We start from the raw sequence: 14,122 nt of genomic DNA on the forward strand, positions 1-14,122 counted from the left end.
ATGAAAAACAGATTTACATTATCTTTACTCAGTATGCTATTATGCATTGTTTTTTCGGCAAATGCACAAAACAAAAAAAAATTGTCTCTCAAGAATTTTCCTCAAGACAAAGTGATGGTCGTTGCTCATCGTGGCGATTGGCGTGAAGCTCCCGAAAATTCTATTTGGGCTATTAAAAAAGCCTACGAGGCTGGGGCAAATATGGTAGAAATAGATTTAGCTATGACCAAAGACAGCGTACTTATCTTACTACACGACCGCACCTTAGACCGCACTACAAACGGAAAAGGAAGCCCTATTGACTACACCCTTGCCGAAATCAAAAAACTATATTTAAAAAACGGTCACGGATGTCCTACCAAAATGCGCATACCTACTCTTGAAGAAGCTTTACAAACCGCCAAAGGAAAAGTATTCTTAAACTTGGACAAGGGTTTTAAGTACTTTGATCTCGTTTATCCGTTAGTCAAAAAATACGCAATGGAAGACCAAGTGCTCTACAAAGGTGAAGCAACCTACGAACAGTTCAATGAAAAATATGGTAATATCAAGGACAAAATTTGCTATATGCCTATCATTCGATTAGAAAAAGGACAGGGTTGGGATATGATTAAAGGCTTTGAAGACCACTACCCCGTTTACGGCTTTGAGTTTACTTTAGGAGAAACTGAAGAACATTTGATCGACTTCAGCCCGTTGCGCAAAAAAGGGTATCGCGTATGGGTCAATTCACTTTGGGACGAACTCAGTGGAGGCCATAGCGACGATAAATTCTTAGAAGATCCTAACGTTTATCAGTGGTTTATTGAAAAAAAAGTAAATATTATTCAAACTGATAGAATTAAAGAACTCGTCGCTTTTCTCAAATCTAAGAAATTACATTACAAACAATGATAAATTACTTCAAAAAAAGTGCTCCTCAGCCACTGCAAGGCACAGCTGAGGAACAATCTAAACGCTACCAAAAACTGCGTTGGTACATCTTTTTCTCAGCAACCTTTGGCTATGGTTTTTACTATGTGTGTAGATTAAGTCTCAATGTAGTCAAAAAACCAATCGCTGATAGTGGTTTTCTCAGTGAATCGCAATTAGGAATTATAGGTTCAGCTTTGTTCTTTTCCTATGCTTTTGGCAAACTACTAAATGGTTTTTTAGCTGACCATAGCAATATCAAGCGTTTTATGAGTGCAGGACTACTCATTTCAGCTTTAGCTAACCTTGTGATGGGTTTTACCAATGCCTATTTGTTTTTCATCATCTGTTGGGGAATAAATGGATGGGTACAATCTATTGGGGCAGCGTGCTGTGTTGTGGGACTTTCGCGTTGGTATAAGAGTAGTGAACGAGGCAGTTTTTACGGCTTTTGGAGTACGAGTCACAATATAGGAGAAGCACTTACCTATATCCTCACTGCCGTAGTAGCCTCGTATTGTGGGTGGCGTTGGGGTTTTCTCACAGCTGCTATAGTAGGCTTTATAGGAGTAGCAATTTTGTACTTTTTCTTTCACGATAGCCCCGAGAGCATCGGGCTACCCCCTGTAAATGAACAAGTCGCTCAAGAAAAGAAAAGTGTATGGGGCGAACAATTAGGGGTAATAAAAAATCCTTATGTATGGCTATTAGCCTTTTCTAGTGCTTTTATGTATATCTCGCGCTATGCGGTTACCAGCTGGGGACCCTACTATTTTCAAGCTGCCAAGCACTATAGTCTTACAGAGGCAAACCTCTTGGTTTCTATCAATGCAATATGTGGTATTTTAGGCACAGCTTCTTCAGGTTTTGTGTCCGACAAGTGGTTTGGAGGTCATCGCAACAAACCCGCACTTATCTTTGGACTGATGAATATTACCGCCCTCTCACTAATGCTCTTTGCTCCTCAAAGCTGGTTCATTGATGTACTCAGTATGGTAATTTTCGGTTTGGCAATAGGAGCTCTCATTTGTTTCTTAGGAGGACTGATGGCTACCGATATCGCTTCTAAACAAGCATCAGGAGCTGCTTTAGGCGTAGTGGGAATAATGAGCTATTTAGCCGCAGGTATTCAAGATATTGCTAGTGGTTACCTAATAGAAGGAAATAAAACTGTACTAAATGGTGTAACTACTTACGATTTTAGTGCTATATCTATATTTTGGGTGTCAGCAGCAGTGCTTTCAATGTTCTTTGCATTACTCACTTGGAAGAAAACATAATCTTTTATCCTTCATTACTTTATAAAGAAAAAACACTGACCTCAAAAAGCCAGTGTTTTTTTATACTTATCGGTAAATTATCTCACTAAAAGAACGCGCCCAACACCTCTCTCAGTTTTTTGAGGGCAAAAGTAATTTGGTTTTCTACTGTGCGTTTGGAGATGCCGTAATACGTAGCGATGTCGCTGTTACTCATTCCTTCTTCTCGACTCAAACTGAAGATTTCACGACATCGCTTGGGCAAAGATTTGAGTACGCGGTGAAGTTTACCCTCGGTAGCGGTGAGATTTTCTTGTAGGGCTATAGGTTCGTCAACGGTGAGTTCATCGGTGAGGAGTTCTTGTATAACCTCTATTTGCACTGTGTTGAACTTGCGGTCGCGTAAATAGTTGTACACCTTGTAGCGGACAGCTTGTCGCAAATAGGCATCGATAGCAAGGTTTTGTATTTTTTTGCAGCGTTTCCAATAGTCAATCCACACCTCTTGAACTATATCTTTAGCTATATCTTCGTCCATCACCACCGATTGTGCCCATACGTACAGAGGTTTCCACAAACTATCAAAAAGCTTTTGAAAGGCAGTGTTATCTCCTTGTTGTATGCGCTGGTGCAAAGAGGCGTAATATGTAGCGAAATCGTTCATTGGTAGGAGGTTGTTAAAAAAACAAAACTGCCCAAAGACCATTAAGGTGCTTTTGGGCGTTTTTTTAATTATAGTACAATCATTTTCGTTAGTCTACTTTGATATCGGTATTTACGTTTTTGCTACCTACAAGTGCGTAGAACAATAAGTAAGCAAGAGCAATTACTATTACCCAGTAACTTTGCATATAACCTACTACATCGGCTACAGCTCCTTGGATAGCTGGCAAGATACCACCACCACATACCATCGCCATAAAGATACCTGAAGCGGCAGCAGTGTATTTACCTAATCCTTCGGTAGCGAGGTTGAAGATACCTCCCCACATTACTGAAGTACACAAACCACAAAGTACAAGGAACATTATACTCATTGGCACTTCGGCTAAACCAAAAGATATATCCGATTTGAACACAGGCATATTTACTACTTGTGTATCAGGGATTACTATAGCTAAGATTACAAAAAGGATACCTAAAGAAGATACAAAAGTAAGCATCCCTTTACTTGAGAATTTAGCTCCTAATGAACCTCCTGTCAAACGACCTATAAACATCAAAAACCAGTAAGTACCTACCACCGAACCTGCTGTAGTAGTATCAATACCTAAACCATTGGCTTCATTACTACCGGTCATAAATAAATTGGCAATATTAGGAATCCCTACTTCAATACCTACATAGAGGAAAATAGCAATCGCTCCTAATATAAAGTGGCGGAATGACATAGGGCTGTGAGCGTCTTTTACAGTAGCTACATTGGCTTGAGCTGCGTGAGGTTCGGGTATTTGCATAGAGAAAAGTACGATAAATGCTAAAGCAAAAATACCCATTGCTAAGAAGAGTGCAGGGTTAGCATCGGCAATTGAAGTGCCAGCGCTAATAGTACCAATGAGGTAACCTACCAATACAGGTACAATGGTTGCCCCAATAGAGTTGATAGCCCCTCCAAACTGCAAGAGTTGGTTACCGCGTTTACCGCCACCACCAAGAGTGTTGAGCATTGGGTTTACTACCACATTGAGCATACACATAGAGAACCCCGAAATAAAAGCCCCTGTGAGGTATACGGCAAAACTACCTGCAATACCTGAAAGGAAAGTAACGCACACTCCAGTAAAACCTACCACAATAGCGGTTAAAGCTGTTTTTTTATAACCAATGCGTTGCAACATTTTCCCTGCTGGTATACCCATAAAGGCATAAGCAATGAAGTTGGCTAAGTTCCCCAATTGTGACTCGAGGTTGCTCGCCATAAATTGGTTTTTCACAATAACCCCAAAAGGGTTTTGCAAGCCTGTTACGAATGATATCATAAAGAATAAAGCGAACATCATTGCAATAGGCAATACGTAACTTTTGTTTTGTTGATTTTGGTTTTCCATTATTTTAAATTATTTATTTTTAATTAGTTAAAAAAGGTAAGAGATAAGAGGTAAGAGGTAAGAATGTGTTACCTATTCCCTGACACCTATTCCCTGACACCTGATGCCTGATTTTGACGGCAAAAGTAAATAAACCAAAATTAAAACGCAACAAAAACGAAGACTTTTTTAAGGTTTATTTATGATTTTTTAAAAGAAGTAACTGTTAGGCATTAGGAATCAAGAGGTAGGAAGAAATGGGAGACAAATGTATGTTAGCAATAATTTTAAAAAGTATAACATTATTTTTCAATGAAATTCCATAATTTTTTCATTTCTTCTCTCTTTTTAAAACAATAGTGTCAATTCCTATACAAGGCTTTAGACCTCCTAACCTCTCTACATAGTATTGGCACATCCGATTGTTTTGCTTTTTTAATCCTATCAATATGTAAAACAGAATGTTTGTTCTTTTTTATTTTTCTTGTTTGAGGTGTCAAAGTATTTTTATATATTTGCACTCTGAAAATTAATGTATTATGGAATTATTTAAGGAACAAAGCCTCTTAGAGTTTACTGAACGCTTTAAAACAGACTTAGTAATAATGGGAAGAATTTTCCTACATTACATAAGGTAATACATCAAGTAACGTTTCCCAAAGTCAATTAGTGTGTAGCTAAATAGACACCTCAATTAAAATAATTGAATATGAAATTGTTAAACATTATAATAGTCTTTTTTAGCATTTTCTGTAATGCTCAAAACAAAGAACTGATTAGTAAGACGTACTTAAAATTACAAAACGATAGCAAATCTTTTGAACAATTCGTTTTTTATGGTTTTTGTAATTGTAATGATACTTATTTACACACAGAAACATTTGAAGATAACTACACAACCACATTTAATCATCTAGAACCATTACCCCGATTTTTCGAAAAAGAAGAAATAAAGAAGGTGTTAGAGACTTATCACAACAAATACAAAAAGAGATTTGAAGGTGTTCAGAATAGTTATTATAATGGTTATTTGATAGTGTCTAAATGTTATAAATTATATAATGTGTCAAATAAAAATTTAAAGAAAGCCTATTACAACCTACTATCTAATGATAGATTACAAAAAGAATGGATAGAGGATTATATGAGAGATTATTTAGATTATTATTTTATTAAAGTTCAAACTGAATAATAGATTGGAAATGTTCAAGCAACATTGTTATCAAGCGAGCAATGGGGAGATGTATTAAAAATTTGAGGTATCAAAATAATTTCATATATTTACACTCTGAAAATTAATGTATTATGGAATTATTTAAGGGACAAAGCCCTTAGAGTTTACTGAACGCTTTAAAACTGACTTAGTAATAATGGGAAGAATTTTCCTACATTACATAAGGTAATACATCAAGTAAAGTCTTGGATAAGAGGTATATATTCTTGGGTATCAGAATTTAACATAGACCGATATTTAGCGGAATACAGTTTTAGAATCAATCGCTCACAAAGCAAAGAGACTATCTTTAACAGTTTAATAAAAAGAATGCTTGAAAGAGAACCTATTTTCCAACCTCTGTTAATATGCCATTAACTTGACACCTCAAAATAAAAATATTATTTTCATTGGGTTATTTTTTAACTACAAATTAAATCACCTCATAAGTTTCTGTATACTTTCTTGTTTCTCCTCCTACTTCCTTTATAGTCGTGATGATTTTACTTATAATATTATTGTTATAAAAATACTCTCGAGTGTAATGAAAATCTTTGTAAATAGGATTCGTCATTTTGGGGTCTTTCTTTAGGAGAAGTTCTAAACGAATGGGTTTCTTTTTTTCATCAAATTTAATTTTAACCCAAGCAATGTTTTTATAATTTCTATCACTTTCAAAAGGTAGTCCTGTATTTGAATAGTAATTAGCATAAGAAGAACGCCTAAAAAGAGCTGTTTCAAATTTTAATTGATTGTCAAAAAACAATTCATTAGCTTTTATTTTTCGTTCTCCTATTAAGTTTTTTATTAAGGCATTGTCATAAAATAAATTATCCCAACCGTCAATAGAATTTATGTGTTGTAATAAAAAATATTCTCCTTTCAGCCTTTTAGGATTTTCATAATCTATTTGATCAGAAAGTTTGTACCCATACCCATCAGAAATATATCTCTTAATGCCTGTTTTATAGAATGCAAGCGAATCGCGAGAAATATCTTTTTTATCTAAAGATAAATACACACGTGCATATTCTTTCCCCTTTGGAGTAAGATAATACAAAATTTGTTGTTCCCATCCTTTCTCATCAGTATATCTAACTATTTTGTTTTGAGAATAGGCTAAACCTAAAGAAAAGAAGAAAAAGAATGTTGTTAAGGCATAAAGATTTCTCATTTTTTAATTCTTTTTTCAATATTATTTTCTGACTTCCAAAGGCTTTTTTCCTTCTATAAACCTATAGATATCTACACGACCTAAGTTGAGGTAATCTTCCATAAATAGTTGAATTTCTTTATCTTCTATATAATTATTCTGGTTACTGATAGTTTGTATATAACACTGTTTAAGTTTTCTCTGGTTATACAAAAGAAAACACTGATTGAATTTTTCAGTATTGTTTTTCAAATCCTTCAACTTACTCTCATAAATAGCAAAAGTGTTTTTTAGCACTTCTTTATTTAACAAACGGGTAAGCGCTGAACAGCTATTGTAGTAATCTATATATTCAGCAAAAAACAAATCTTCTTCATTTTCTAAAACACTACTAATACAATGGCACAGCCCTAAATATTTAAACTCTCCAAAAGATTCTTTATCTTTTTTAAATTTTGTAACAACCTTTGCGAATAAATCATTCTCTATTCTTGTAGTTTGTGCTTGTATTTGAGTATGTAGAATTATCAATAATAAAAGTAGGATTGTTCTCATTGTTTTCTTATTCTAATAGGCTTTATCAAAGGTGCGAGCCGCACAGGCAATTAAACTCTTCTTATGTCTTATCTCTTACCTAAATAATCACTCGTAAATACCACTCGCTATGGCAAAGGTTTGGGTGTGTGCTCGTAAAATGGAGGTGAGTTGTGGGGAATACCCTCCTCCCATTGAGCATTGTACGGGCAGGTGATACCGATGACACGTTTCAAAAACAAGGCGATCGCGTTCACCGCAACCTTCTACAGTAAGTGATAACTTGCCTAACTTATCGGTTGCTAGCACATCTACCCCTGCTTGATAAAACACAAAATCGGGTTGATGGGCTTCTATGAGCTGTGGCAAAACGCTGCGCAATATATCTAAATAGGTTTTGTCATCTGTGCCATTGGGCAGGGCTATATCTTTATCCGATTGCTCCTTTTCAAAAGGGTAATTAGCTTGTGCGTGCATTGAAAAGGTAAAGACTTCGGGGGTATTTCTAAAAATTTCGGCAGTACCATTGCCTTGGTGTACATCTAAATCTACAATGAGCACCTTTTTCACCGCTGTGTGGTGTAGCAAATAAGCGGCAGCAATAGCTTGATCGTTGAGCATACAAAAGCCTTCTCCGCGGTTTGAAAAAGCGTGATGGGTGCCTCCTGCTATATTAAAGGCGATTTCTCCCGTACGCAATGCCCACAAAGCACCTTCTACAGTACCTTGTACTAAGGTAAGTTCGCGATCTACTAACTGCTGACATTGTACAAAGCCAATGGGTAGCGCTTCTTTATGTGAAAGTGTTAGGTGTAAGAAATTGTGTAAGTAAGGTTGTGTATGCACCAAAGCCGCTGTAGCTTGGGTAGCTTTTTCGGGGGTATGAAAGTTGGAGGCGCTTGCAATGCCTTCATAGAGGAGTTGTTGAGGCAAGAGGGCATACTTTTCCATCGGGAAACGATGGTTTTCGGGCACTGGGTGATTGTATAATGGGTGATAGGCGATGTACATTATTTTTGTTGCTTTTTCCATTCTTCTTCACTTAAGGGGTGATAACCCGGACCGCAACTGCCTTCGTATTCACATTCTGATAAATAATATTCGGCATAAGCAGCTTTATCCCACCATTCTTTAAATTTTGGCAGACCGAAATATTGTTTTTCCTTTAGCCAACGGTCATCTCCATTTAAAAAATAACGCAATCGCCCCATCGGAAAATAAATGATTTTATAATGATAATCTTCTCGGCGGTAGTTATCTAAGTCGTATTGTTGGGCAAAATAGGCTATATGGGCTAAAATTTGGATGTATTCATTTTCAGTGAGTTGTTCTTTTTTAGATTCTTCATCGGCGGACATATCGTTCCCTAAATAGTTGATATAACCATCCAAACCATCAGATATTTCGGCTATTGCTTCTGTACTATATAGGTTTCTTAAAATTTTAAAGGTATTCAGATGTATTTTCACGCCACCAGTCTTGCAGTTTTTTGTCCAAAAAAGTCTGCCGTAATCTTGAGGGTAATCCTTTTCGTAGTGAGTATTTTTGATTGCCCATTCCAAGAGTTTTTCATCTTCAGTATAACCTATTTTTTTCACCAATTCACTCATAAAATAAGCATCGTTTGCTATAAGCCATTGGAAAGAAGCCTTATCATCGTTGAATAGATATTTGTTGCGATGTACTAATTTATCAATATTTTTCTCGCGTCGCTCTTTCAAATCGGGAATTTGTTGCCATTGGTAAACTTCATAACGTTCTTCACCATCTTTGTCTTTTAGAAGGCGTGGCATTTTTTGTTCTAAGGCGTATAAATCGGGGTAAAGCGCTTGGTAGTCTATCAGTTCTGGAATAGCGTAGAGTTCGGTTATAAAATGTTCTTTTTTGCTGAGATAGTACGAATAAGGGGTAATATCTACCGACTTGTCATTTCTATAGTAGTTGATTTGCTTCTCACAAGGGATTTCGGTTTGCACATACAAGAAAGAAGTAAGTAGTTTAGGGTCTATTGTCCTGCCAAAAATCTTCTGTACACGTGCTATAAATTCCGGTTCTGTAGGAAACTGATAGCCTTTTTTCTGCAATATTTCTTTTACCAAAGGAAAAGTAACTTCCAAATCGTTTTTGCCGTATTTATAGAGTTCTGCATCAAAGGAACCGTCTACAAGTACTGAAATTCCGTTTTCCAACTGGATTTTCAAGCAGTTGTATAAGGCGGGAGTTTTTTCAAACTGAAAGTTGATAGTCTCTTCCTGAGATGTAGTGCCAGAAGGCTTTTTTTGCTCACAAGCTATGGCACAGCAAATGAAGATTAAAAAAATAAGGTGTTTCATAAAATTAGCAAATTAGAAAATTAGCAAATTAGTAAAGGTGCGAGCCGCACGGGCAATTAAGTACTTTGCTAAAGTGTAGCGCCCCCTGCCACCTACGCCTTCTCATTCCAATAATAGCTATCTGGGTAGATGCGCTGACCGAAGATAGCGGTACCTACTCGCACGATAGTAGCGCCTTCCTCAATAGCAGTTTCGAGGTCGCCACTCATTCCCATTGAAAGCTCTTGGGGGTCTACATTGGGGAGGTTAAGGGCAATAATATCCTGCTGGATGCGTTTGAGGAGTTGAAAGCAGGCGCGCACCTTTTCGGTTTCGGCACTAAACAAGCCTATTGTCATCAGTCCTTTGATATGGAGGGTAGGCAGGGTTGCCACTTGCTTTACAAGGTTGAGCACTTCGGAAGGGTCAGCACCAAATTTACTTTCCTCATTAGAAGTATTCACTTGGATAAAGATATCGAGTTCTTTGTCCTCACTGGCGAGGCGATTGTGGAGTTTTTGGGCTAAATCAAGGCGATCTACCGACTCTACACAACTCACCTCATAGCGCAATATTTCTTTGATTTTATTGGTTTGCAAATGACCGATAAAATGATTCGTATGAGGGGTATCTTTCAAGGCTTCGTACTTCTCTTTGAGTTCCTGCACTTTGTTTTCGGCGATGAGGGTATATCCTGCCTCAAGTGCTATTTTGATGCGTTCAGGAGTTACAGTTTTGGTGGCTAAGAGGAGTTTTACCTCCTCGGGTTTGCGACCTACCTTAGCACAGGCTTTGGCGATGCGTTGTTGTATTAATTCGATGTTTTGCAGAATGTTTTCCATTATTTTTGTGTTTCTTAATAATATTCAATAGTGCGTTTAGCGGTACTTTTGAGTTTGCCGTTTTCGTATTTCTTTATTTCAATAGCACTGCCGTGAGTGTCGTATTGGTACTCGTAGGTAATTTTTGTTTCCTTTTTGTCGGCGTTTTGCGAAAGAACTGTAGTTGCAAAGCCTCGACTATTATAAGTGTAAACATTTTTAGTTATAGGAAGAGGGTCATCATCTTTAAAAACCTCTTTAGTTATCAGGAATCCCTCTTTGTTATAGGTAATGAGTTGTTTTACATTTATTATTTTATCATCAGATACAAGAGTTGTTTTGTAATCTTTAGGGTCATAGCGATAATAAAATTTTACTTTTTCAGTGTCATTCAGTCGCATTTCCATTTCAATGGGAAAGCCTTTTTTATTTAATTTTACCACATTCCCATCAATCTCCTTTCCTTCTTGATTATAAACTATAGTAGTTGCTACGGCTCCTTGACGTTCAAAAATTGTTTTAAATGCTTCATTAATAGGTTCTCCTTGCAATGTTCGTGTTTCGCTTTTGGTTATAAAACCATCCTTACTAAAAGAATAGAAAACAGTATCAATAGCACTAAAAAAAGGTGCTTCATATTCAATAATTTCCTTCACATTTTTCACTTTTCCATTCAACTGATGTTGTTGCACATCTGTTATCAATCTAAAATTCTGTGCCTTTACACTGAAAAAGCATAAACTGACAATCATAAGAAGCAATAGTTTCATAGTAAGAATGCTCATCAAGGGTTGAAAAGTTAAAAAAATAAAAAGTTGCCTGATAAACCAGACTATGGCGACAAAAGTAGTAAAAATATCTCATATTTGCTAATTTACCAATTATTTACTACCTTTGTCGCTCATATTAAAATTTTTTCCAGTTGAAAACACTACGTACTTACGAAGATTTTAAAGCCATTGTTTTTCACAAAAAACAAGTAGCGATTAGCAAAGAAGCTAAACATTTGATTGAGGAGAGTTATAACTTTCTAAAAGAATTTGCCAACGATAAAATTATCTATGGCGTAAATACTGGTTTTGGCCCTATGGCACAATATCGCATAGAGTCTGAAGACCAATTGCAATTGCAGTATAATCTCATCCGTAGCCACGCTTCTGGCTGTGGAGAAGTATTTGATATAAAAACGGTACGCGCAGCGATTCTCTGTCGTTTGAACAGTCTTTCTCTTGGTAAATCGGGGGTGCATATAGAGGCTATTGAGCTGATGCGCGACCTATTGAACTACCGCATTACCCCGCTTATCTTTCAGCACGGTGGTGTAGGCGCCAGTGGCGACCTCGTGCAGTTGGCTCACCTCGCCTTAGTACTCATAGGCGAAGGCGAAGTGTTCTACAAAGGCTTGCGTCGCCCAACGGCTGAAGTATTTGCCGAAGTAGGTCTCAAACCGCTACAAATACACTTGCGCGAGGGTCTTTCGCTGATGAACGGTACCTCGGTAATGACGGGCTTGGCAGGGGTGAATTTATATTATGCCGAAAAACTATTGGACTGGACAGTAAAATTCAGCTGTGCTATCAATGAATTGGTACAGACTTATGACGACCATTTTTCAGAAGAATTAAACAACGCCAAACAGCATACCGGTCAGCAGGATATTGCTAAGCTAATGCGCGAGTTTCTCGCCGACAGCAAGCGCACCCGCAAACGCGCAGAACACCTTTACCAAGGAGAGCACAACGAGACTGTTTTCAAAGAAAAAGTACAAGAATACTATTCATTGCGCTGTGTGCCACAGATATTAGGTCCTGTGTTAGACACTTTGCAACACACCCAGCGCATTTTTGAAGAAGAACTCAACTCGGCTAACGACAACCCTATCGTAGATTTGCCTACCCAACAAGTGTATCACGGGGGGAACTTCCACGGCGATTATATTTCCCTTGAAATGGACAAACTCAAGCTGGTAGTTACCCGTATGGCAATGCTTGCCGAGCGACAACTCAACTACTTATTGAATCCTAAAATCAACGAACTTTTACCGCCGTTTGTGAATGCAGGCAAGCTGGGCTTTAACTTCGGTATGCAAGGGGTGCAATTCACGGCTACCTCTACCACTGCCGAGTGTCAAACCCTCTCTACCTCTATGTATGTGCATAGTATCCCGAATAATAACGACAATCAGGATATCGTGAGTATGGGTACCAATGCCGCAACGCTCACCCGCAAGGTGATAGAGAATGCTTTCCAAGTACTCACCATTGAAGCGATTACCATTGCGCAGGCTATCGATATTTTGGGCTGTTATGACCAGCTTTCAAGCACTACCAAAGAATGGTATGACGAAATAAGGGAGATTATTCCGTTCTTTAAAGAAGATATGGTGTTTTATCCTTATTTGAAGGAAACAGCGACGTGGTTGAAGAAATAGAACAATGCGAATACTATTGTTATTATTAGTACTTTTCACCTTAAAAAGTTGCAAACCAGAGGTAAAAGATCCTACCGACAAGCAAATGACAAGTCATTTCAACACACACAAAGCTGATTTTGAAATGGTTCGGCAAATCATTGCAGAAGATACAATCACAGCGTTTGATTATCCGCCTATTTTAGTTGAAGGGAAATATAAAAATGCCAAGGATTCTATATATTTCAATCAGCTGACCATAAACAAAAAAAGAAAATTGGATTCCTTGTTACAAAATGTACAATGTAGTGGGATATCTGTCCTTTCCAATGATCAGGTTACTTTTAATTATTATTCCTATGGTGGAATAGGTTGGGGTGTTGAAAAGAATTTTCTTTACACCAAAAGGAATTTTAAGGAAAGTGATGCCGAAATCTGTCCGCCAGAGGTAGATATGTCCGAAAAGCGTTATAATTCAATAACAAATTGCCACTTAGTAAAAGAATTAGGCAATAATTGGCACATAGAGTTAAACTATGACAGATAATAACTGAGCAAAAGTTCTATTTTCAACTTTGCCAAAGTGTGAAATTTTAGCAAAGTGTAGCGACAGTGTGGTTAAAAAAAAATAGAATAATCAGACAAGTCTGACTTGTCAGACTTATCAGACAGAAAAACTAAATAAAAAAACAAAATGAGAAAGTACGCTATCATTACAGGCGGTTCGCGAGGCATAGGGCGCGCTATATGCGAAAAACTCGCGCAAGACACCGATTATCACCTACTCATTACTTACCAAAGCAATGAGATAGCTGCCCTTGAAACCCTCGGTCATATCAAAAAATTAGGGCGCGAGGGAGAGATTATTCGCTTTGATGTTTCTAATCACGAAAGCACCACCAAAGCCCTCACCCAATGGCAACACGACAATAAAGATGCTGTGGTAGAGGTGATTGTGAACAACGCGGGTATCAATCGCGACGGACTCTTTATGTGGATGCCTCAAGAGGATTGGAGCAAGGTAATCTCTACTACCCTTGATGGTTTTTACAACGTAACCAACTTCTTTATCCAAAAAATGTTACGCCATCGCTACGGACGTATTATCAACATTTCATCGGTATCGGGAGTAAAGGGAACTGCAGGACAAACTAACTACTCGGCTGCTAAAGGGGCTATCATTGCTGCTACCAAAGCCTTAGCTCAAGAAGTGGCGAAACGTCATATTACTGTAAATGCCATTGCCCCAGGGTTTATACGCACCGATATGACTTCCTCTCTCAACGAAGAAGACCTCGTAAAACTGATTCCTGTAGGGCGTTTTGGCGAAGCTGAAGAAGTAGCCGACCTCGTATCGTTTTTAGTGTCTAAAAAAGCCTCGTATATCACCGGAGAAGTGATAAATATCAACGGGGGAGTATATAGTTAAGTGAAAAGTGAAAAAATCTGTTCAGTATCCCACTGAACAGCTTTTTCTTATT

14 protein-coding genes and 1 pseudogene are annotated in these 14,122 nt (G+C 37.6%); 7 read left to right on the forward strand and 8 right to left on the reverse strand.

The window, feature by feature from the left end:
- Together CBG49_RS02170 and CBG49_RS02175 are read left to right on the forward strand one after the other, a co-directional pair.
- The gene (locus tag CBG49_RS02170) at positions 1-894 is read left to right on the forward strand and encodes a glycerophosphodiester phosphodiesterase family protein (RefSeq protein WP_225883697.1); all 894 of its coding nucleotides are present in this window, start codon (positions 1-3) and stop codon (positions 892-894) included.
- Positions 891-2,192, forward strand: a complete 1,302-nt coding sequence (locus CBG49_RS02175; protein WP_009412065.1) for an MFS transporter — start codon at positions 891-893, stop codon at positions 2,190-2,192. The genes CBG49_RS02170 and CBG49_RS02175 overlap by 4 nt, the downstream gene beginning before the upstream one ends.
- An 85-nt stretch (positions 2,193-2,277) precedes the next feature.
- Here the strand turns inward: CBG49_RS02175 and CBG49_RS02180 are convergent, their stop codons facing one another.
- Positions 2,278-2,835, reverse strand: a complete 558-nt coding sequence (locus CBG49_RS02180) for an RNA polymerase sigma-70 factor (protein WP_227002932.1) — start codon at positions 2,833-2,835, stop codon at positions 2,278-2,280.
- An 88-nt stretch (positions 2,836-2,923) separates the two neighbouring features.
- The gene (locus CBG49_RS02185; RefSeq protein WP_009412067.1) at positions 2,924-4,219 is read right to left on the reverse strand and encodes an MFS transporter; all 1,296 of its coding nucleotides are present in this window, start codon (positions 4,217-4,219) and stop codon (positions 2,924-2,926) included.
- Positions 4,220-4,907: 688 nt separating this feature from the next.
- On the opposite strand from CBG49_RS02185, the gene CBG49_RS02190 reads away from it, so the two are divergent.
- Positions 4,908-5,390 (forward strand): hypothetical protein, encoded by a 483-nt coding sequence (locus tag CBG49_RS02190; RefSeq protein WP_088593188.1) that lies wholly within the window; start codon positions 4,908-4,910, stop codon positions 5,388-5,390.
- A 171-nt stretch (positions 5,391-5,561) separates the two neighbouring features.
- Positions 5,562-5,789, forward strand: a pseudogene (locus CBG49_RS02195) (IS1595 family transposase); the annotation flags it as partial.
- A 55-nt stretch (positions 5,790-5,844) separates the two neighbouring features.
- Here the strand turns inward: CBG49_RS02195 and CBG49_RS02200 are convergent.
- From CBG49_RS02200 to CBG49_RS02225, 6 genes are all read right to left on the reverse strand, one after another.
- Entirely contained in the window at positions 5,845-6,585 is a 741-nt protein-coding gene (locus CBG49_RS02200) for a hypothetical protein (protein ID WP_088593189.1), read from the reverse strand.
- A 21-nt stretch (positions 6,586-6,606) separates the two neighbouring features.
- Positions 6,607-7,119, reverse strand: a complete 513-nt coding sequence (locus CBG49_RS02205; RefSeq protein WP_088593190.1) for a hypothetical protein — start codon at positions 7,117-7,119, stop codon at positions 6,607-6,609.
- Positions 7,120-7,206: 87 nt separating this feature from the next.
- Positions 7,207-8,109 (reverse strand): histone deacetylase family protein, encoded by a 903-nt coding sequence (locus CBG49_RS02210; RefSeq protein WP_088595238.1) that lies wholly within the window; start codon positions 8,107-8,109, stop codon positions 7,207-7,209.
- A complete protein-coding gene (locus CBG49_RS15985; RefSeq protein WP_227002933.1) occupies positions 8,109-9,431 on the reverse strand; it encodes a hypothetical protein in 1,323 nt (440 codons plus the stop codon). Before CBG49_RS15985 ends, CBG49_RS02210 begins: the two co-directional genes overlap by 1 nt.
- Positions 9,432-9,523: 92 nt before the next feature.
- The gene (locus CBG49_RS02220; RefSeq protein WP_088593191.1) at positions 9,524-10,252 is read right to left on the reverse strand and encodes a YggS family pyridoxal phosphate-dependent enzyme; all 729 of its coding nucleotides are present in this window, start codon (positions 10,250-10,252) and stop codon (positions 9,524-9,526) included.
- 14 nt (positions 10,253-10,266) lie between these two features.
- Positions 10,267-10,983, reverse strand: coding sequence for a hypothetical protein (locus CBG49_RS02225; protein WP_227002934.1), 717 nt, complete (start codon positions 10,981-10,983; stop codon positions 10,267-10,269).
- A 170-nt stretch (positions 10,984-11,153) separates the two neighbouring features.
- Here CBG49_RS02225 and flxA point away from each other — a divergent pair, with 170 nt between their 5' ends.
- The 3 genes from flxA to flxB all read left to right on the forward strand — a co-directional run bounded on the left by flxA (position 11,154) and on the right by flxB (position 14,070).
- Complete coding sequence (gene flxA, locus CBG49_RS02230) at positions 11,154-12,662, forward strand: flexirubin biosynthesis tyrosine ammonia-lyase FlxA (RefSeq protein WP_088593193.1); 1,509 nt, start codon at positions 11,154-11,156, stop codon at positions 12,660-12,662.
- Between the two features lie 16 nt (positions 12,663-12,678).
- The gene (locus CBG49_RS02235; protein WP_227002935.1) at positions 12,679-13,188 is read left to right on the forward strand and encodes a DUF4948 family protein; all 510 of its coding nucleotides are present in this window, start codon (positions 12,679-12,681) and stop codon (positions 13,186-13,188) included.
- Between the two features lie 147 nt (positions 13,189-13,335).
- Entirely contained in the window at positions 13,336-14,070 is a 735-nt protein-coding gene (gene flxB / locus CBG49_RS02240; RefSeq protein WP_088593195.1) for a flexirubin biosynthesis SDR family reductase FlxB, read from the forward strand.
- The last annotated feature ends 52 nt before the right edge of the window (positions 14,071-14,122 follow it).

It is taken from the genome of Capnocytophaga endodontalis (assembly GCF_002209445.1).
GTDB classification, from domain to species: domain Bacteria; phylum Bacteroidota; class Bacteroidia; order Flavobacteriales; family Flavobacteriaceae; genus Capnocytophaga; species Capnocytophaga periodontitidis.